This is a genomic window from Caulobacter sp. UNC358MFTsu5.1 (genome assembly GCF_000712075.1).
Lineage (GTDB): Bacteria > Pseudomonadota > Alphaproteobacteria > Caulobacterales > Caulobacteraceae > Caulobacter.
In genome coordinates, this window is record NZ_JONW01000012.1 from 1 (window position 1) to 17,076 (window position 17,076).

The 17,076-nt window shown below is 67.7% G+C and carries 19 protein-coding genes and 1 tRNA gene; 9 read left to right on the plus strand and 11 right to left on the minus strand.

Features of this window, described 5'->3' with window-relative positions:
* Positions 1–497: 497 nt before the first annotated feature.
* Positions 498–1,352, minus strand: a complete 855-nt coding sequence (locus BR39_RS0122575; protein ID WP_029916433.1) for an NAD(P)-dependent oxidoreductase — start codon at positions 1,350–1,352, stop codon at positions 498–500.
* 116 nt (positions 1,353–1,468) lie between these two features.
* Between BR39_RS0122575 and BR39_RS0122580 the strand changes: the two genes are divergently transcribed.
* Positions 1,469–2,371, plus strand: a complete 903-nt coding sequence (locus BR39_RS0122580; protein ID WP_029916435.1) for a flagellar motor protein MotB — start codon at positions 1,469–1,471, stop codon at positions 2,369–2,371.
* A gap of 123 nt (positions 2,372–2,494) precedes the next feature.
* The gene (locus BR39_RS0122585) at positions 2,495–3,346 is read left to right on the plus strand and encodes an arginyltransferase (RefSeq protein ID WP_029916436.1); all 852 of its coding nucleotides are present in this window, start codon (positions 2,495–2,497) and stop codon (positions 3,344–3,346) included.
* Between the two features lie 5 nt (positions 3,347–3,351).
* Here the strand turns inward: BR39_RS0122585 and BR39_RS0122590 are convergent, their stop codons facing one another.
* Genes BR39_RS0122590 through BR39_RS0122605 form a run of 4 tightly spaced genes read right to left on the minus strand, consistent with a single transcriptional unit; the run spans position 3,352 to position 7,393 of the window.
* Complete coding sequence (locus BR39_RS0122590) at positions 3,352–4,119, minus strand: SDR family oxidoreductase (RefSeq protein WP_035018987.1); 768 nt, start codon at positions 4,117–4,119, stop codon at positions 3,352–3,354.
* A gap of 15 nt (positions 4,120–4,134) precedes the next feature.
* The gene (locus tag BR39_RS0122595; protein WP_029916440.1) at positions 4,135–5,070 is read right to left on the minus strand and encodes a nitronate monooxygenase family protein; all 936 of its coding nucleotides are present in this window, start codon (positions 5,068–5,070) and stop codon (positions 4,135–4,137) included.
* A complete protein-coding gene (locus BR39_RS0122600; RefSeq protein WP_029916442.1) occupies positions 5,067–6,029 on the minus strand; it encodes a zinc-binding alcohol dehydrogenase family protein in 963 nt (320 codons plus the stop codon). The genes BR39_RS0122595 and BR39_RS0122600 overlap by 4 nt, the downstream gene beginning before the upstream one ends.
* Positions 6,030–6,073: 44 nt before the next feature.
* Positions 6,074–7,393: a serine hydrolase gene (locus BR39_RS0122605; RefSeq protein WP_029916444.1), complete on the minus strand. Its 1,320-nt coding sequence runs from the start codon at positions 7,391–7,393 to the stop codon at positions 6,074–6,076.
* 132 nt (positions 7,394–7,525) lie between these two features.
* Here BR39_RS0122605 and BR39_RS0122610 point away from each other — a divergent pair.
* Positions 7,526–7,600 (plus strand) — tRNA-Thr (locus BR39_RS0122610).
* 84 nt (positions 7,601–7,684) lie between these two features.
* On the opposite strand, the gene BR39_RS0122615 is transcribed toward BR39_RS0122610, so the two are convergent.
* A complete protein-coding gene (locus tag BR39_RS0122615; protein WP_029916447.1) occupies positions 7,685–10,204 on the minus strand; it encodes a TonB-dependent receptor in 2,520 nt (839 codons plus the stop codon).
* 391 nt (positions 10,205–10,595) lie between these two features.
* Here BR39_RS0122615 and BR39_RS0122620 point away from each other — a divergent pair, with 391 nt between their 5' ends.
* Positions 10,596–11,240 carry a TetR/AcrR family transcriptional regulator gene (locus BR39_RS0122620; RefSeq protein WP_029916449.1) on the plus strand — a complete coding sequence of 215 codons (645 nt, stop codon included), beginning with the start codon at positions 10,596–10,598 and terminating at the stop codon, positions 11,238–11,240.
* Positions 11,241–11,252: 12 nt separating this feature from the next.
* Here the strand turns inward: BR39_RS0122620 and BR39_RS0122625 are convergent, their stop codons facing one another.
* Both BR39_RS0122625 and BR39_RS26850 read right to left on the minus strand, forming a co-directional pair.
* A complete protein-coding gene (locus tag BR39_RS0122625; protein WP_029916451.1) occupies positions 11,253–11,477 on the minus strand; it encodes a hypothetical protein in 225 nt (74 codons plus the stop codon).
* 143 nt (positions 11,478–11,620) lie between these two features.
* On the minus strand, positions 11,621–11,794 hold the full coding sequence (locus BR39_RS26850; protein WP_197026750.1) for a hypothetical protein: 174 nt from the start codon (positions 11,792–11,794) through the stop codon (positions 11,621–11,623).
* Positions 11,795–12,298: 504 nt separating this feature from the next.
* Here BR39_RS26850 and BR39_RS0122635 point away from each other — a divergent pair.
* The 4 genes from BR39_RS0122635 to BR39_RS0122650 all read left to right on the plus strand — a co-directional run bounded on the left by BR39_RS0122635 (position 12,299) and on the right by BR39_RS0122650 (position 14,730).
* The gene (locus BR39_RS0122635; protein WP_029916453.1) at positions 12,299–13,207 is read left to right on the plus strand and encodes an alpha/beta hydrolase; all 909 of its coding nucleotides are present in this window, start codon (positions 12,299–12,301) and stop codon (positions 13,205–13,207) included.
* Positions 13,204–13,659, plus strand: coding sequence for a YaiI/YqxD family protein (locus BR39_RS0122640; protein ID WP_029916455.1), 456 nt, complete (start codon positions 13,204–13,206; stop codon positions 13,657–13,659). Before BR39_RS0122635 ends, BR39_RS0122640 begins: the two co-directional genes overlap by 4 nt.
* Complete coding sequence (gene arfB / locus BR39_RS0122645; protein WP_029916457.1) at positions 13,656–14,078, plus strand: alternative ribosome rescue aminoacyl-tRNA hydrolase ArfB; 423 nt, start codon at positions 13,656–13,658, stop codon at positions 14,076–14,078. The genes BR39_RS0122640 and arfB overlap by 4 nt, the downstream gene beginning before the upstream one ends.
* A gap of 121 nt (positions 14,079–14,199) precedes the next feature.
* Positions 14,200–14,730 carry a GNAT family N-acetyltransferase gene (locus BR39_RS0122650; protein ID WP_029916458.1) on the plus strand — a complete coding sequence of 177 codons (531 nt, stop codon included), beginning with the start codon at positions 14,200–14,202 and terminating at the stop codon, positions 14,728–14,730.
* Here BR39_RS0122650 and BR39_RS0122655 read toward each other — a convergent pair.
* From BR39_RS0122655 to BR39_RS0122665, 3 genes are all read right to left on the minus strand, one after another.
* A complete protein-coding gene (locus BR39_RS0122655) occupies positions 14,727–15,251 on the minus strand; it encodes a MarR family winged helix-turn-helix transcriptional regulator (RefSeq protein WP_029916459.1) in 525 nt (174 codons plus the stop codon). The two genes, BR39_RS0122650 and BR39_RS0122655, sit on opposite strands and share 4 nt — an antisense overlap.
* A gap of 261 nt (positions 15,252–15,512) precedes the next feature.
* Entirely contained in the window at positions 15,513–15,746 is a 234-nt protein-coding gene (locus BR39_RS0122660; protein ID WP_029916460.1) for a hypothetical protein, read from the minus strand.
* A 40-nt stretch (positions 15,747–15,786) separates the two neighbouring features.
* Positions 15,787–16,275 carry a GcrA family cell cycle regulator gene (locus BR39_RS0122665; protein WP_029916461.1) on the minus strand — a complete coding sequence of 163 codons (489 nt, stop codon included), beginning with the start codon at positions 16,273–16,275 and terminating at the stop codon, positions 15,787–15,789.
* Positions 16,276–16,565: 290 nt separating this feature from the next.
* Here BR39_RS0122665 and BR39_RS0122670 point away from each other — a divergent pair, with 290 nt between their 5' ends.
* On the plus strand, positions 16,566–17,072 hold the full coding sequence (locus BR39_RS0122670; protein ID WP_029916462.1) for a cytochrome c family protein: 507 nt from the start codon (positions 16,566–16,568) through the stop codon (positions 17,070–17,072).
* The last annotated feature ends 4 nt before the right edge of the window (positions 17,073–17,076 follow it).

Consider the following 17,076-nt stretch of genomic DNA (forward strand, 5'->3'; position numbering starts at 1 on the left):
GGGAAGCTCCTTCGGCGGTCCGAAAGGATCAAACCCCATCCATCTGGTGCCGGCTGGGCTCGGAACACGGATACAGCGTTGGATGGGGGCCGGTTGAGCAGCAGGCGGGCGGTGAGACGCTCGCGGTCCGGGACTGGAGATCGTTGCTCCAGCCCGCCCGCCGGAGGCTTCAAGGCGGCGAGGTTCCAATAGAACTCAGCGCCGTCGCGCTTCCGGATAACGACCGCGCGGAGCGATCGGGCTTCGTCGAAACGGTATTCTCTAATTTCTTCCGGACGGTGTCCGGCGCTCCGCGTCCCTTTCCAACTCACAGCGAAGGCGTGAGGCCGAAAAGCCGTGGCTCACTCACTTGCCCCCACCTGGCGGCTTCGCCGCCTGTCCGCCCCCGTAGGGGGCGGAGCCGCCTGCGCGAGGCTCTTCCCCCTGCGGGGGAAGACGACCGCGAAGCGGTCCGTAGGGGGCAAGGGGTCGCCGCACGAAAGGAAGGACCGATCCCCCTACTTCTCCAACCGCGCCACCAGACTGGAGGTGTCCCAACGATTCCCGCCCATCGCCTGAACCTCGCCGTAGAAGCCGTCGATCATCGCCGTGGCCTCCAGCTTGGCCCCGTTCACGCCGGCCTCGGCCAGGGCGATGCCCAGGTCCTTACGCATCCAGTCGACCGCGAAGCCGAAGTCGAACTTGCCTTCCGACATGGTCTTCCAGCGGTTCTCCATCTGCCACGACTGGGCCGCGCCCTTGGAGATCGCCGCCAGCACGTCGTCGGTCGGCAGGCCGGCGCGCTTGGCGAAGTGCAGGGCCTCGGCCACGCCCTGGACCACGCCGGCGATGGCGATCTGGTTGCACATCTTGGTCAGCTGGCCCGCGCCCGAGGGCCCCATCGGGCGGATGGCCTTGGCGTAGGCCATCAGGACGGGCTCGACGCGAGCGTAGGCGTCCGCGTCGCCGCCGGCCATGATCGTCAGCTGGCCGTTCTCGGCGCCCGCCTGGCCGCCCGACACCGGGGCGTCGACGAACCAGCGGCCCACGGCCCGGGCGGCGGCGTCCATCTCGCGGGCCACCGTGGCCGAGGTGGTGGTGTGGTCGACGATCACCCCGCCTTCCGCGATGGCCGGCAGCACCTGCGCCACCACGCCGCGGACGTCGTCGTCGTTGCCGACGCACAGGCAGACCAACTCGGCCCCCGCTACCGCCTCGGCGATCGTCGGCTTGGACGCGCCGCCGTGCTTTTCGACCCAGCGCGCGGCCTTTTCGGGCGTGCGGTTGAAGACGGTGACCTCGTGGCCGGCGGCCTTCAGATGGCCCGCCATCGGGAAACCCATCACGCCCAGGCCGATGAACGCCGTCTTCATGTCGGAAACTCCTCTTGGAAGAGGCCCGACATCGCCCTTCGCGGGCAGGATCGCAACGGCATTTTAACGTCCGCCCCTCACCTTCGCTCGAACAGGGTTAAACAGGCTTAAGTGCAATGGCCGTCAGCGGCGACCAGCCGATCATCGTCATCAAGAAGGTCAAGAAGGGCGGCGGCCATGGTCACCATGGCGGCGCCTGGAAGGTCGCCTATGCCGACTTCGTGACCGCGATGATGGCCTTCTTCCTGCTGATGTGGCTGCTGAACACGACCAGCCCCGAGCAGAAACAGGGCATCGCCGACTATTTCGCGCCGGCCTCGATCTCGTCCAGCACCAGCGGCTCGGGCGGCATCCTGGGCGGCACCTCGCTGGGCGACGACGGCGCCAAGGCCGACGGCAAGATGTCGGTCATCCAGCAGATGGCCCCCGAAGCCCCCAAGGAAACCGACAAGGACGGCCAGAGCACCGCCTCGGCCAATCTCGACTCGGCCAGCGAGCAGGCCCTGCGCGACGCCCTGGCCAAGAAGGAGCAGGACAGCTTCGCCTCGGCCGCCCAGTCGCTGCGCCAGTCGCTGCAGGAGATGCCGGAACTGGCCGAGCTGTCCAAGCAGATCCTCATCGACCAGACCCCGGAAGGCCTGCGCATCCAGCTGGTCGACCAGGACGGCCGCTCGATGTTCAAGGAGAACTCGCGCGACCCGAACGACCGGGCCCGCATCCTGCTGCGCGCGGTGGCCAAGGTGATCAACCAGCTGCCCAACCGCATCACCATCTCGGGCCACACCAGCGCCAGTTCGGCCGGCAAGCGCGCCGACAGCGACTGGGCCCTGTCGGCCGGCCGCGCCGACGCCTCGCGTCAGATCCTGCGCGGCGCCGGGGTGGACGAGGACCGCATCTACCAGGTCTCGGGCAAGGCCAATTCCGAGCCGCTGTACGCGGACGATCCCACCCTGCCCGGCAACCGCCGCATCTCCATCGTGCTCCTGCGCGAAAAGCCGGTGCTTCCCGATGGGCTCTGAGGCGTCCCGTGAAGTGATGACGCTCAAGCGTGCTGCACAGCTTGCGCAACCGTCGCGGATGCCGCCTAATCGCTTATCGGCCCGGGTTCGCGGGCGAGGTCACTAGAGGATCGGGCGCTTTCCGTGACGCAGCATTTTCCGACGCGACAGCTGCGCTTCTTCCTCACGGCGCCCACGCCTTGCCCCTATCTGCCCGGCCGCGAGGAACGGAAGGTCTTCGCCCACCTGCCGCTGTCCGACGGTCCGACGGTCAATGACAGCCTGACCCAGGTCGGCTTCCGCCGCTCGCAGAACATCGCCTACCGCCCCGCCTGCGAGACCTGCCGCGCCTGCCAGTCGGCGCGCGCCCCGGCCGGCGACTACGTCTTCTCGCGTTCGGAACGCAAGGTCCTGACCCGCAACGCCGACCTGGAACGCCACCTGGTCGAGGCCGAGGCCACGCTGGAGCAGTTCGAACTGCTGCGCCGCTACCTGCTGACCCGCCACGCCGACGGCGGCATGGCCGAGATGACCTGGCCCGACTACGTGGCCATGGTCGAGGACACGGCGGTCCGCACCCACCTGATCGAATACCGCCTGCGCTCGAAGGACCGCGGCCCGGGCGACCTGATCGCCTGCGTGCTGGTCGACGTACTCGCCGACGGCCTGTCGCTGGTCTACAGCTTCTACGACCCAAGCCTGACCAAGCGCAGCCTGGGCTCGTTCATCATCCTGGACCACATCCTGCAGGCCCAGCTGAACGCCCTGCCCTACGTCTATCTGGGCTACTGGGTGCCGGGCAGCGAGAAGATGGCCTACAAGGCGCGCTTCTCGCCGCTGGAGATCCTCAAGCCCGGCGGCTGGGCCCTGATGTCGGCCCGCGAGCGCGGCGCGCGTCCGCCCAAGCCGGTCGGCTGCGGCTCCAACGCCGGGGTCGAGCTCAGCGACGCCGAACCCGCCGAGCTGGGCGGCTTCCCCAGCCCGGGCAAGCCCTGAGCGCCCTAGCGCGCGAACGACACCCCGCCGTCCACGGTGACGGCCGAGCCCGTCACATAGTCCCCGGCCCGCGAGGCCAGGAAGATCGCCGTCCCCGCCATGTCCTCGGTCGTGCCGATCCGGCCCGCCGGAATGGCCTTCGACACCGCCTCGGCATGGTCGCGGGCGACCCGGTTCATGTCGGAGGCGAACGCCCCCGGGGCGATGCAGCTGACGGCGATGTTGTCGGGCGCCAGCCGCAGGGCCATGCGCTTGGTCATGTGCAGCAGGCCCGCCTTGGACGCGCCATACGGATAGGTCTCCTCGCGGGCCACCGACTGGCCGTCGATCGAGGCGATGTTGATCACCTTGGCCACGTGCTCCTTGCCCGCCGCCCGCAGGTGGCCGATCAGGGCCTGGGTCAGGAAGAACGGCGTCTTCATGTTCAGGTCCACGACCTTGTCCCAGCCGCTCTCGGGGAACTCGTCGAACGCCGCGCCCCAGGCCGCGCCGGCGTTGTTGACCAGGATGTCCAGCTTGTCCTCGCGTTCGGCGATCCGCGCCACCAGGCCGTTGATGCCCTCCAGCGTCGAGACGTCGGCCGGCAGCGAGATGCACTCGCCCAGGGCCGACAGCTCCTCGGCCGTCGCGTCGCAGGCGGCGGCCTTGCGGGCCGAGACGTACACGCGGCGCGCGCCGTAGGTCAGGAAACCCTCGGCGATCATCTTGCCGATGCCGCGCGAGCCGCCGGTGACCAGGGCCACGCGGCCCTTCAGGGAAAACAGATTCTGCATCATGGGATCGGTCTCTCAGAAGCTGCGGCCGGCGGCGAGCGCGCCCATCCGCTGAGTGATGTCGAAGAACTGGGCGACGGTCTCGTCGATGATCTGGGCGGCCGGCTTGACCTCGTCGATCAGGCCGACGGTCTGGCCCGCCAGGGCGGGCGCCGCCTCCATGTCGCCGCCGAAATAGACGCCGAGGATGCCCTTCAGCGCGTCGGGCGGCATCAGGCCGGCTTCGTGGATTTCACGGGTCCGCTCGGACTTCAGCGCGCGGATGCAGGGGCTGGCCTTCTTGTTCAGCACCCAGGTGCCGGTCTCCTTGGAGCCGGTGATCGCGGCCTTGTAATTGGCGTGGACCGGGCTCTCGGCGGCGCTGACGAAACGGGTGCCCATCTGCACGGCCTCGGCGCCCAGGGCAAAGGCGGCGGCCATGCCTCGGCCGTCGCAGATGCCGCCGGCGGCGATGAGCGGCACGTCCACCCGGGCGCGGATGGCCTGCAGCAGCACCAGGGTCGAGACCTCCTCGGGGTTCTTGAAGCCCCCGCCCTCGGCGCCCTCCACCACCAGGCCGTCGACGCCGGCCTCGACGCATTTGACCGCCGCGTCGACCGTGGGCACGGCGTGATAGACGACGATGCCGGCGTCCTTCAGCGGGCCCACGAACTTGGCCGGGCTGCCGGCCGAGGTGGTGACGAACTTCACGCCGCTCTCGCAGACGAAGCGCAGCATGGCATCGTCCTTCAGGAACAGGATCGGCAGGTTCACCCCGAACGGCAGGCCGCTGTCGGCCATCTTGCGGATCTCGGCCTTGCAGGTCTCGGTCTCGCCGGACGAGGTCTCGATGATCCCCAGCCCGCCGGCCCGCGAGACGGCGCTGGCCAGCGGAAAGCGGGCGATCCAGCCCATGGGGGCCTGGACGATCGGATATTTGGCGCCGGTATGGGCCAGGACGCGATTGGTCATGGGATCAACAGCACCCGGCCGACGGCCTGGCGGCTCTCGATATAGGCGTGGGCGGCGGCGGCCTCCGACAGCGGGAAGGTCCGGTCGATCAGCACCTTCAGCTCGCCGCGCGCGGCCTCGTCGATCAGGGTCTGGATCATGTCGTGCACGCGGTCGGTCATGATCTCGGCGCCCAGGAACACGCCCGTCAGGCTGCGGTTGCCGCCCATCAGCGACGACACGTCCACCTTAGTCGGCTCGCGGCCCGCCTGGCCGACCAGCGAGATCCGGCCACGATAGCCCAGGGCCAGGATGCTGGCCTGGAGGGTCTGGCCGCCGACCGGATCGACCACCAGATCGACGCCGGCGCCCTTGGTCAGCTTCATCACCTGCTCGACCACGTCGTCGCGGCGATAGTTGATCCCGTGATCCAGGCCAAAGGGCTTCAGGCGTTCCAGGCGCTCGTCGCTGGAGGCGGTGGCCAGCACCGTCGCCCCGGCCCGCTTGGCCAGCTGGATCGCCGCCACGCCCACGGCCCCGGCTCCCGCCTGGACCAGCACGGTCTCGCCGGACTTCAGATGGCCGGCCCCGAACAGGCACTCGTGCGCCGTGCCGAACGGCACCGGGATCGCCGCGGCTTCCCGGACGTCTAACCCTTCGGGGATCGGCCAGGCGTTGCGGGCCGGCACGCTGCGGAGCTCGGCGTGCGAGCCGAAGGCGTTCACGGTCACCACCTTCTGGCCGACCTTCAGGTGCGTGACCTCGGCCCCGACCTCGACGATCTCGCCGGCCGCCTGGTAGCCGACGATGTGCGGGCTGCCCGCCATCGGACCGCCGCCGCGGTTGAGGGTGTCGCCGCCTTCGATGCTGACCGCCTCGACGCGGATCACCACCCCGCTCGGATAGCAGGGCGGATCGGCGACCTCCTCGTACTTCAGCACCTCCGGCGAACCGGTTTCGTAATAGACGGCGGCCTTCATGACGGGCTCCCTAAGCTTTGTTTTCGTTGCCTTCGAGGGCCTGCCTATTTCGCCGGATCGACCAGGGCCTGATAGACGAGGGTCGAGGCGTCATCGCTGATCTTGGCCAGGGCCGGATCGATGTCCTTGGCCAGGATGTGGATCATACCCAGCATGAAGAGGTCGTTCTCCGGGTCGATCCAGAACCAGGTCCCGGCCGCCCCGCCCCAGCTGTAGGTCCCTTCGCCTTGCAGCGTGCCGTCCCGGGCCGGATCGGTGACCACCGCGAAGTCGAGGCCGAAGCCCACGCCCTTGGCGGGCGAGAACGAGGCGTCGGGCGTGGCCATTACGATGTCGCTCAGATGGTTGGACGCCATCAGCTTGATCGTGCCCGGCGACAGGATGCGCGCGCCATCCAGCTCGCCGCCGTTCAGCAGCATCTGGGCGAAGCGGGCGTAGTCGGCCGTGGTCGAGACCAGGCCGCCGCCGCCCGAGGCGATCACCGGCGGCTTGGTGACGTCCAGCACCATGAAGTTGTCGGCCGGGACCAGCTTGCGGGTCTTGGGATCGGGGATGTAGAGCGCGGCCAGGCGATCGCTCTTGGCCGCGGGGACGTAGAAGGCCGTGTCGGTCATCTTCAGCGGATCGAAGATGCGGCTCTTCATGAAGTCGGCCAGGCTCATGCCCGACAGCCGCTCGACGATCAGGCCCTGGATGTCGACCGAGACGCTGTAGCGCCATTCCGTGCCCGGCTGGCTGGCCAGGGGCAGCTTGACCAGCTTGTCCAGGAACTCGGCCTGGGTCTTCGAACCCAGCAGGCCGCTGTCCCGATAGGCCTTCTCGACCGGTTGATCCGTACGCAGACCATAGGCGAAACCGCCGGTGTGGCTCATGATCTCGCGCATGGTCGGCACGCGCGTCGCCGGCTCGGTGATGAAGGTCCCGTCGGGGTTCTGGCCCTTGTAGACCTGCAGATGGGCGAACTCGGGCACGAACTTGGTGACCGGATCGTCCAGCCGCCACTTGCCCTCCTCGAACAGCATCATCATCGCCACGCCGGTCACCGGCTTGGTCTGGGAATAGATCCGGAAGATCGTGTCCTTGGCCATCGGCGCGCCGCCGATGGCCTTCTTGCCGTAGGTCTCGTAGCTGACGACCTTGCCATGGCGCGCGACCAGCGTGATCGCGCCCGGCAGGTGACCCTGATAGACCAGGCCCTGCATGTAGCCGTCCAGGCGCTTGAGGCGTTCGGACGAGAAGCCTTCGGCCTCGGGCGTCGCGGGAGCCAGGATCGCGGCGGGCGCCGGTTTGGGCGCCGCGTGCGCCGTCATCGGGGCCAAGGCGATCGCCGCCATCGCCGCCGCCATCGTCAGCCGATTCCGCATCCATCCCTCCAAACGATTGTTTGGAAGCACCTTAGCTTGCTTTGATGACGCGGCAATGGATCACGTCGCGGCCGCCCTTGCCCCCTCCCCGCCGATGCGGCTAAGGAGAACGCCCCGTTCGGCGAGCGGCGGGCCGGATTAGCACAGCGGTAGTGCAGCGGTTTTGTAAACCGAAGGTCGCGGGTTCGATCCCTGCATCCGGCACCATTCCTTCTCCCACCGACAGCCCAAGAGAAAACCGCCCGATCCGCGAGGGACCGGGCGGCGAAGTCTGGCCGTGTCCGGGGAGGACTAGAAGGTCTTGCGCAGCGTCACGCCGTAGGTGCGCGGCGGGGTGGGATAGCCGCTGTAGCTGCCGTCCTGGGCCACGGTCGGGAACGTGGCGATCAGGCTCTCGTCGTCGGTCAGGTTGCGCCCCCAGAAGGTCAGCTCCAGCCCGTGCGCGTCGTCGGTCACGCCCAGGCTGGCGTTGACGACGTTCTGTCCCCAGGTCCCGACGTCCGGCGGCGTCGTCTCGCTCAGCTGCACCTTGCCGGTGTAGTCGTACTCGACGCGCAGATAGCCGGCGTAGCCCTTGCCCAGGTCGTGCGAGACGGTGGCCGAGGTCGAGACGGTCCACTTGGGGATCCCGGCCGGCTTGTCGCCGGTCAGGTCGCGGAAGTTGGGCCGCAGGCCGGTGGCCGGGTTCACCGGGCAGCGGGCGGTGTCGTAGTTCACGCAGGCCGCGCCGGTGAAGGAGTCGTAGGTCGGGTCCAGATAGGTCGCCGACGCCGTCAGCGACAGCCAGTCCAGCGGCCGGTAGGCGCTGTCGACCTCGAAGCCCTTCACCGACTCCTCGCCGGCGTTGACCAGGCTGTAGCCGATGCCGGTGTAGGCGTTGGACTGGAAGCCCTTGATCGACTGGTCGAAGATCGCGAGGTTCAGGTAGCCGCCCTGGAAGTTGGCCTTCAGGCCCGCCTCGTAGACGCTGACGTCCTCGGGCGCGGCGGTGCGGCCCACGCCGTTGGCGTTCGGCGGCCGGCTGTCGGACGACAGGTTGTAGGCCCCGGCCTTCCAGCCCGTCGAATAGCTGACATAGGCGTTCACCCAGCCGAAGTCGTAGGCGGCGCGGACCGCATAGGTGACCTTGTCGCCTTTCAGCTCGCCCGACTCGTTGGCGTTGGGGAAGTTGACCGGCGCGTGGTTGGTGGTGTTGCCGTAGTAGAACTGCAGGCTGCCCAGGGCCCCGTAGAGGTTGGCCGGCAGGCCCAGGGCCGTGAACTGCGGAACGTTCTGCAGGTTCAGGGCCGAGAACGGGTCGCGCAGCACCACGTCCGAGACCACGCGCTTGCGGTCGTTCAGATAGGACAGGCCGCCGGTGATCGTCAGCTTGTCGGTGATCTTGTAGTCGGCCTGGCCGAACAGCGAATAGGACCGCTGCTTCATCGAATAGTCGTCGTCGATGCCCTGGCCGGCCTGGAAGTAGGTCGAGCCCGGATGGATCGACGGCGTCACCAGGCTCTGCAGGAACTCCAGGGCGTAGAGATTGGACTTGCCCGTCAGCGCCGGGCGGATGCCCGCCGGTAGGGCGGCCAGCAAGGCGGCCGGAACCTGGCCGCTCAGGCCCTCAGCGTAGGCGCGGATGTCGGAGCCGTAGTTGATCGTCCGGCCGGTCTGCAGCTTCTCGTCCTGGTAGAAGCCGCCGATCAGCCAGTTGAACGGGCCGTCGCTGCTGGAGGCCAGGCGCAGTTCCTGGGTGAAGGTCTTGATGTCGTTGCCGTCGTCCTTGTTGGCCAGGTCGGCGCCGGTGAAGTCGACGTCCTGGTACGAGGCGCTGGTCTGTTCGCGATAGGCGGTGATCGCCGTCAGCTTGGCGAAGCCCAGGTCCTGGTCGAGCTGGCCCGAGATCCCCTTGCCGGTCAGTCGGTTGGAGGGGTCGGTGTTGAAGACCACGTCACGGTCGAAGATCTTGTTCGGATCGCTGATCGGCTTGCCCAGGCCGAAGGGCGGAGGCGCGCCGATGAACTGGGTGGCCGGGCCGTTGTAGATCGAGTTCACCGCGCAGCAGACTTCGGTGATCTTGTTGTAGTCGGCGATGATCCGGACTTGGGTCTGGTCGGTCGGGACCCACAGCAGGTCGCCGCGGATCGACCAGCGGTCGCGGTCGTTGACGTCGTTGCCGGTGGTGAGGTTGGTGGCGTAGCCGTCACGCTCGTTCATGCCGCCAGACAGGCGCACGGCGACCGTGTCGCTCAGCGGTCCCGTGACGGTGGCCTTCACCTGACGCGTGTCGTAATTGCCCAGGGTGACCTCGGCCTTGCCGCCGAACTCGAACTGCGGCTGCTTGGTCACGATGCTGATCGCGCCCGCCGACACGTTCTTGCCGAACAGGGTCGACTGCGGGCCGCGCAGCACCTCGATGCGCTCGACCTCGGGCAGGTCGTCCAGGGCCGCCGCCGAACGCGAACGGTAGACGCCGTCGATGAACACGCCCACCGAGCTTTCGATGCCGTCGTTGCCGTTGCCATTGCCGAAGCCGCGGATGACGAAGTTCGTCTGGCTGGCGGCGTTGAACTGCTGGACCTTCAGGGACGGCACGACCGACTGCAGGTCGATCAGGTCGCGGATCTGGGCCCGCTCGAGGGTCTTCTGGCCGGTGACCGCGACCGAGATCGGCACGTCCTGCAGCGTCTGCTCGCGCTTGGTCGCCGTGACGATGATCTCCTCGACGGTCGCGGCGTTGGCGGGCGGCGGCGTCTGGTCCTGGGCCAGGGCGGGACCCGCCACGGCCAGGGCCAGCAACGGCGCGCCGACGAAATGCACCTTCTTCACGTTATTCTCCCTGGGATCTGTTCTTGTTTTCAGCGTGCGAAGCGATCGCGACGCGCACCGGCCCGTCCCGTGAGGACACGAGCGGCTCGGCGATTTCGGATTCGGTTGAGCGGTACGGCGATGACATCGCGCGACACGTCGCCCTCGATGAGGACGCGGACTCGGTCCTGCGCGGCGTTCGCGGCCATTCAGTTTCCCCCGCGGCCGCGAGCGCCTGTTTCGGCGCTTTCACGTCCCAAGGCAGATTCTAGTACACCCCAGATATTCTAGAGCAAGTTAGAAATTTTAGGATGAAATGGAACATCGTTCTTCAGCGTGCTTGCCCAAAGCGGTGTCAGACCGCTACCACTGCGGAAGTTCCGTAAAGAGAACACCAGGGGAGCGCGCAACCTTGACCGGGGAAGACGAGACCGTAACGGCCACGCCGGACGGTCACAAACCGCTGTCGCACAGCCCGAAATCGGCCAAGAAGCGGGACGCCATCCTCCGGGCGGCCACCGAGATCATCAACGTCAAGGGCTACGCCCTGGCCACCATGACCGAGATCGCGGCGGCGCTCGATCTGCGCGACGCGGCGCTCTACTACTATTTCCCCAACAAGCAGGCCTTGGTCTTCGCCTGCCACCAGAGTTCGCTGGAGCGGTTCGAGCGGGTCCTCAGCGAGACCAACCAGGACGGCGGCGCCGGTTTCGAAAGACTGGAACGCTTCCTGCGGGCGCTCTTGGTAGAGTCCGCCCGCAACGGCCCCCTGCTCTATTTCGGCGACCGGTCCTATCTGGACGAGGATCAGCGCGACGCGATCGCCGCCTGCAGCGAGCACCTGACCCGCCGCCTGGAACGGATAATCCAGGACGGCATGGCGGACGGGTCGATCACGCCGTGCGAGTCGTCGCTGGTGGTCCAGCTGCTGCTGGGCATGCTGATCTGGCTGGCCAAGTGGGTCCCGACCGTCGAGGGCGTGACGGTCGACCGGCTCATGGCCGCCATCGGCATGGTGGGGCTGCAGGGCCTGAGGAACGACGCGCCCCAGGCCTGACAGGTCCCGGGCCTAGGCGCCCAGCAACGCCTCGTAGCGCGCGACGTTCTCGGCGAGCCACTGACGCAGCCGTTCCAGTTCGCTGATGTGGACGTGGGTCTCGTCCTGCACCGCGCCGTCGTCCGTGCGCGAGCCGACCTGCAGCTTGCCGCTGCGCAGGGCCTCCAGGCGCTGGTCGAGGGCCTCCTGTTCGGCCTTGTGTCGCTCGACGACGCGATTGATTTCGGCCTTGTCCATACTCGGTCTCCACTGGGATCGCCGGGTCGCCGACGATCGGGTCTCTTGAAGTCCGAGCTTACGGCGCGCGCGCGGGCGCGTCGATCAAACTGTGGTCCGTGAAGGATGTCCGGGCGCCCGCCCCGCCCGGACCACCGTTTGGGCTAGTTGTGCACCCAGCGGCAGACCTTCTGCTTGTGACCGTGATGGCGCTCCCACTTGCAGACCTTGTGCTCATGGCGGTGATGCGAATCCCGCGCGGAGGCGGGAGCCGCGACGGTCAGGCTCAGGGCGGCGGCGGCCAGGGCGGCGGTTCCGAACAGTTTGGCGAAAGTCATCTGCGTCTTGTCCTCCCAGACGTGGCGACCGAAGGCGGTCGCAGGGACCGTCCCATCGCGATGTTGTCACCATGTTGCGATGTGTTTCCCGGCCGTCGGAACGTGCGGCCGCACAGGACAAAAAAATGCCCGGCGCAAAGGCCGGGCAGTCATTAGGGAGGAAACGCCCAGGAAGGGCAGGAGCGCCAAGGGCGGCTCCACGGGTTGATAACTAGTGCGCCGGGGCGGCCGATCAAGGGCAAGACCGCCGCGTCTCACGCTGAAGCTTCGAAGAACGCCTGGTTGTGCGCAAAGCGGGCAACCGGAACACAGCTGCCCAAACCCTGAGCGCGGGGGTTCGCGCGACGGGCGAAAAGTCGAAGCCCTCCGCGCCCGCGACCGCTTGTGAGTCGATCTCCCCGAGTCGCGTTCCGTCCGACCGGCGCGCGCCGAAAGCCCGTCATGGACAGCCGAACCCCGGCCGGATAAGCCTTCTCGCGTTCGAACGGCCAAGGTGGAAGACCGATGAACGCGCCCCTGACCAGCGTCTTCGCCGAACGGGTGGCGGGCGCCCATCGCTTCGGGCTCGAGCGGGTCCGCCGCGCCGTGCGTTTCGCCATCGCCCATCGCGACCGCCGGCTTCCTCGCTTGGCCCAGATCCGCAATCTCGACTACCCCGCCACCAGCGGCCGACGCGCCGCCCGGCTCTACGTGCCGATGCAGGCCCCCGCCGTCGGGCCGGCGATCCTGTTCTTCCACGGCGGCGGCTTCGTGATCTCCGACATCGAGACCCACGACGCCCTCTGCCAGCGCCTGGCCGACGCCGCCGGCGTCCGCGTGGTGTCGGCCGCGTACGGCCTGGCGCCCGAACACCCCTTCCCTTCGCAGGTCGACGACGCCCGGGCGGCGCTGGCCTGGCTGCTGGACCAGGCGGACGAACTGGGCGTCGATCCCGATCGCCTGGCCGTGGCCGGCGACAGCGCCGGCGCCTATCTGGCGGCCACCGTGGCCGCCGAGGCCAACGCGCGCCGCCCCGGCGCGGTGAAAGCCCAGGGCCTGTTCTATCCGCTGGTCCATCTGGACGACGAGGTCTGGGCGCAGACCCTGTTGCGGGACGCCCGGCTGATCGGTCGCCTCGCGGTGGCCTATATCAACGCCCAACTGGCCAGCGCCCGCGCGCCCTCCCTGCTGGACGCCGTCGGAACGGCCACCCCGCCGACCTTCCTGGTCAGCGGCGCCCTGCTCGACCCGGTCCACCCCGACGCCGTCGCCTACGCCCAGGCCCTCGAGGCGGCCGGCGTGCCGGTCGAGTTGAAGACCTATCCGGGCCAGGCCCACGGCTTCGTCAACTTCACCCACGTCCTGCCCGCGGCGGTCGAGGCCGTCGCGACGCTTGGCGCCCAGCTCGGGAAGGCGCTACGAGACGGCCCATGACCGTTCTCTACATCGACGCCGACGCCTGCCCCGTGAAGGACGAGGTCTACAAGGTCGCCGCCCGCTACGGGCTGAAGACCTTCGTGGTCTCCAACAGCTGGATCCGTATCCCCCAGACGCCCGCCATCGAGCAGATCGTGGTCGACGCCGGTCCCGACATCGCCGACGACTGGATCGCCGAACGGGCCGGTCCGGGCGATGTGGTCATCACCAACGACATCCCGCTTGCTGATCGCGTGCTGAAGGCCGGCGGCCAGGCGCTGGGGACGACCGGGCGGTTGTTCACCGTCGACACCATCGGCTCGGCCCTGGCGTCGCGGATGATCGGCGAGCACCTGCGGTCGATGGGCGAGGTCACCAGCGGCCCCAAGCCCTTTGGTCCCGCCGACCGCTCCAGGTTCCTGCAGGCGCTCGACCAGGCCGTGGTCAGGGCCAGGCGCGTGGTCCGATGATCGAGATCACCTCCTGGCTGCGCATCGAGGACGACGAGATCGTCGAGAAGGCGACGCGCGCCTCGGGCCCCGGCGGCCAGCACGTCAACAAGACCAGCACCGCGATCGAGCTGCGGTTCGACGTCCGCAACTCCCCCACCCTGCCGGAAGACGTGAAGACCCGGCTGGAAGCCCTGGCCGGCAGCCGCCTGACCCAGGACGGCGTGATCGTCCTGTTCGCCCAGGGCAGCCGGTCCCAGGAGATGAACCGCCAGGAGGCCCGCGACCGGCTGGTTGAATTGATCCGTCGCGCGACCGAAAAGCCCAAGCCCCGACGGCCGACGAAACCGACCTATTCCAGCAAGCTCAAGCGGCTGGAGACCAAGGGCAAGCGAGCGGGCGTCAAGGCCCTGCGCGGGCGCCCGAGAGGGGATGACTGAGTTGCAACGCCCACCGCGTTGAGCCATCCATCGCAAACTCAACCTTGGCGTAAGTATTTATATCTGGACAATTTTTAAGGATATTGATCACAGTCCGCCAAGCGCTGGCGGGGGGCGGCCCATGAGCCTGGTGGTTCGAGAAATGGCGGAGTCCGAGGTCGATCTGATCATCGACTACTTCCATGCGTCGCCCCCGGAGCACCTGGAACTCATCGGGGTGGATCGGGAGCGCCTGCCCAAGCGGGAAGATTGGCGGGCCTATTATGAGGTGGTCTTCCGACAGCCGCTGGAGCGCCGGGAGACCCTGCTCCTGACCTGGCTGGACGACGAGCGCCCCGTCGGCTTCTCGAGCGCCGACAAGATCGCGTTCGGCCGGCACGCCCACATGCACCTGCACGTCACCGCGCCCGACCAGCGTCGGCGCGGTCTCGGGGGCGAGGCGGTGCGACGCAGCGTCGAACTCTATTTCGAGCAACTGCGACTGAAGCGGCTGTTCTGCGAACCCCACGCGTTCAACGCCGCGCCGAACCGCACGCTGAGATCGGCCGGCTTCCGATATCTGAAGACCCACATCACGGTGCCGGGGCCGCTGAACTTCCGTCAGCCCGTCACGCGATGGGTCATCAGCCGGCCCGCGAAGCTGGATTCCTAACCGCGCTCCCAGGCCGGTACGACCGGACCCGGCCCGTAGGACAGCACCTCGTGCTTCCACTCCGGCTCGGTGATCAGCCCGCCGAGGATTTTCTGGAGGTAGGTCGCGAGATTGGTCTGCTCCTCCACGGTCAGCTCGGCGCAGACTTCCTGGTTGATCGGATGGATGTCTTCGCGGATCCGCCCCAGGATCTCCTGGCCTTCCGGGGTCAGACGAACCACCACTTTGCGCCGATCCGACGCCTGGGTTCCCCGCTCGACGAGGCCGTCGCGGATCAGGCCGTCGATCGATCGGGTCAGGGTCGTGCGATCGGCCGCCGACAACCGCGCCAGGCGCGTCATCGAGCATTCTCCGAACCGCGCCAGGGAAGCCAGCGCCACCCACTTGGCGAAGCTCAACCCGTGTTGCGCGATGCAGTCGGCCGCCAAGGCGCGCCGATGCTGTTCGGTCTGGTACATCAGATAGCTGACATAGGTCGGCAACGGCAAACCGCGGCCCTCCCCTTGCTTCTGCTCTGACATGGTTCCCCCCACGCCAAATGGCGCGTCTTCATCTCACACGCGGAAGCCACACACAATCACGGCTCCGCTTGCGCGGTCACGAAAGCGCGCGTTTGCATCTATTGGAACTCAGCGCCGTTCCCCCTGGCGTGAACGGTAGCGAACACCGTTCGATCGAGCCCTAACGTCACCGCTAACCATACAGTTCCAGACAAGACGGCCCCCGCGAACAAGTTCGCGGGGGCCGTGCATTTCTCGCTCATTTGGGGGCCTAAGGCCCGATCAGGCGGCGCGGTTGGCGACCGCTTCCGGGGTCGTGGCGTTGCGCGCGCGGGCCCGGGTCAACCAGTCGTCGGGATAGGTCTCGCGCACCACGATCGATTTGAACTGGCCCACCGGGATGCGGGTGTTCTCGCCGGGATTGAGGTCGCGCGACACCGAATGGCCAGCGAACTCTTCGATGATGGTGATCACCTGGCTGCTGCCGGCGGTGTTTTCGATCAAGACCATGTTCATGGGGGTCGTCCTGGAGCTTGGGTTCAGGCGATGAAGGTGATCAGGCGGTGTGGCGTTCGATCTGGGCGGCCGGCTGGCGGGCCCAGGCCTTCAGCTCGGAGGGCGAGGCCAGCTTGCGGAAGGCACCCCGGGCGTGCTCGTCGCAGTACGAGGCGCGGGCGGTCTTTTCGCGACCGCAGAAGCCGAAGTCGTGGGAGTCGGGATTGCCGATCGGCCAGCGGCAGGAATGGGTTTCGAGGCCGAGGATGTTCGAGGTCGGCGCCATCTCGGCGATCTCGATCACGCGGACGGCGGAACGGACGGGAGCGGCTTCGCGGGCGACCCGAGCGCGAGGTTGAGCTCGGACGGCGGTGCGCACCGCGGTGCGCTGACGGGCGGGAATGTCGCGAACGGTGATGCCCAGACGGTGCACCTTGCCGATCACCGCGCTGCGGCTGACGCCGCCCAACTGACGCGCCACCTGACTGGCGCTCATCCCCTCGAGCCACAACTTGCGAAGCGTGGCGGTGCGCTCTTCGTTCCAGTCCATGATTTTTTCCTACCCGGTCGCCGGAGCAGCCCCTCCGACGACTTTCTGGGTACGTTTATGGTTAATTCCGGTCAATTTTTTATGTGCATACCCACGGTTTGTAATCGGGCATTTTGCTTTTACATTCTGTGGGATAACGCGCGTTGTCGCAGGGCGCTCTCTGAAAGGTGGCGAGACCTTGACCGGATAACGACGTTATATATTGGATGCGAGACCCACATTTGGGCCAGGAAATGAATGCGGCGCCGCGCCGCACAGCTTGCGGCATAATGTCAGTCGGGGACCAGTAAATGCGTCAGTTTCACCTCGCCGCCGCGGCGGTCGTAAGCCTCCTCCTGGCCGGTTGCTCGAAGCCCGGCGGAGAAGCCTCCGGCGGCGGATCGGCGAGCTCGACGCCCGCCGCGACCCCAGCGCCGACCGACGCCGAGAAACAAGCCCTGCTGGCCGCCCTGCCCGCCCCCTACAACACCGGCGACCTGATGAACGGCCAGAGCAAGTTCGCGCTCTGCCGGTCCTGCCACACCATCACCGAGGGCGGCCCCGACATGACCGGCCCCAACCTCTACGGCGTCTTCGGGCGCAAGGCGGGCAGCAAGCCGGGCTACAAGTATTCGCCCGTCGTCGCCGCCGCCGGCTTCGATTGGGACGCCGCGCATCTGGACAAGTGGCTGGACAATCCGCGCGGCTTCATGCCGGGCACCAAGATGACCTTCGCGGGCCTGCACGATCCCAAGGACCGCATCGATCTGATCGCCTACCTGAAGGTTGAGACGGGCTACAAACCCCCGAACGGCTGAGGCC

What these genes read in the sequence shown, in the direction of transcription:
- BR39_RS0122575 (WP_029916433.1), bottom strand. Translation starts at nt 1,352, where the DNA reads ATGAAGACGGCGTTCATCGGCCTGGGCGTGATGGGTTTCCCGATGGCG.
- BR39_RS0122580 (WP_029916435.1), top strand. Translation starts at nt 1,469, where the DNA reads ATGGCCGTCAGCGGCGACCAGCCGATCATCGTCATCAAGAAGGTCAAG.
- BR39_RS0122590 (WP_035018987.1), bottom strand. Translation starts at nt 4,119, where the DNA reads ATGCAGAATCTGTTTTCCCTGAAGGGCCGCGTGGCCCTGGTCACCGGC.
- BR39_RS0122595 (WP_029916440.1), bottom strand. Translation starts at nt 5,070, where the DNA reads ATGACCAATCGCGTCCTGGCCCATACCGGCGCCAAATATCCGATCGTC.
- BR39_RS0122600 (WP_029916442.1), bottom strand. Translation starts at nt 6,029, where the DNA reads ATGAAGGCCGCCGTCTATTACGAAACCGGTTCGCCGGAGGTGCTGAAG.
- BR39_RS0122605 (WP_029916444.1), bottom strand. Translation starts at nt 7,393, where the DNA reads ATGCGGAATCGGCTGACGATGGCGGCGGCGATGGCGGCGATCGCCTTG.
- BR39_RS0122625 (WP_029916451.1), bottom strand. Translation starts at nt 11,477, where the DNA reads ATGGACAAGGCCGAAATCAATCGCGTCGTCGAGCGACACAAGGCCGAA.
- BR39_RS26850 (WP_197026750.1), bottom strand. Translation starts at nt 11,794, where the DNA reads ATGACTTTCGCCAAACTGTTCGGAACCGCCGCCCTGGCCGCCGCCGCC.
- BR39_RS0122635 (WP_029916453.1), top strand. Translation starts at nt 12,299, where the DNA reads ATGAACGCGCCCCTGACCAGCGTCTTCGCCGAACGGGTGGCGGGCGCC.
- BR39_RS0122640 (WP_029916455.1), top strand. Translation starts at nt 13,204, where the DNA reads ATGACCGTTCTCTACATCGACGCCGACGCCTGCCCCGTGAAGGACGAG.
- arfB (WP_029916457.1), top strand. Translation starts at nt 13,656, where the DNA reads ATGATCGAGATCACCTCCTGGCTGCGCATCGAGGACGACGAGATCGTC.
- BR39_RS0122650 (WP_029916458.1), top strand. Translation starts at nt 14,200, where the DNA reads ATGAGCCTGGTGGTTCGAGAAATGGCGGAGTCCGAGGTCGATCTGATC.
- BR39_RS0122655 (WP_029916459.1), bottom strand. Translation starts at nt 15,251, where the DNA reads ATGTCAGAGCAGAAGCAAGGGGAGGGCCGCGGTTTGCCGTTGCCGACC.
- BR39_RS0122660 (WP_029916460.1), bottom strand. Translation starts at nt 15,746, where the DNA reads ATGAACATGGTCTTGATCGAAAACACCGCCGGCAGCAGCCAGGTGATC.
- BR39_RS0122665 (WP_029916461.1), bottom strand. Translation starts at nt 16,275, where the DNA reads ATGGACTGGAACGAAGAGCGCACCGCCACGCTTCGCAAGTTGTGGCTC.
- BR39_RS0122670 (WP_029916462.1), top strand. Translation starts at nt 16,566, where the DNA reads ATGCGTCAGTTTCACCTCGCCGCCGCGGCGGTCGTAAGCCTCCTCCTG.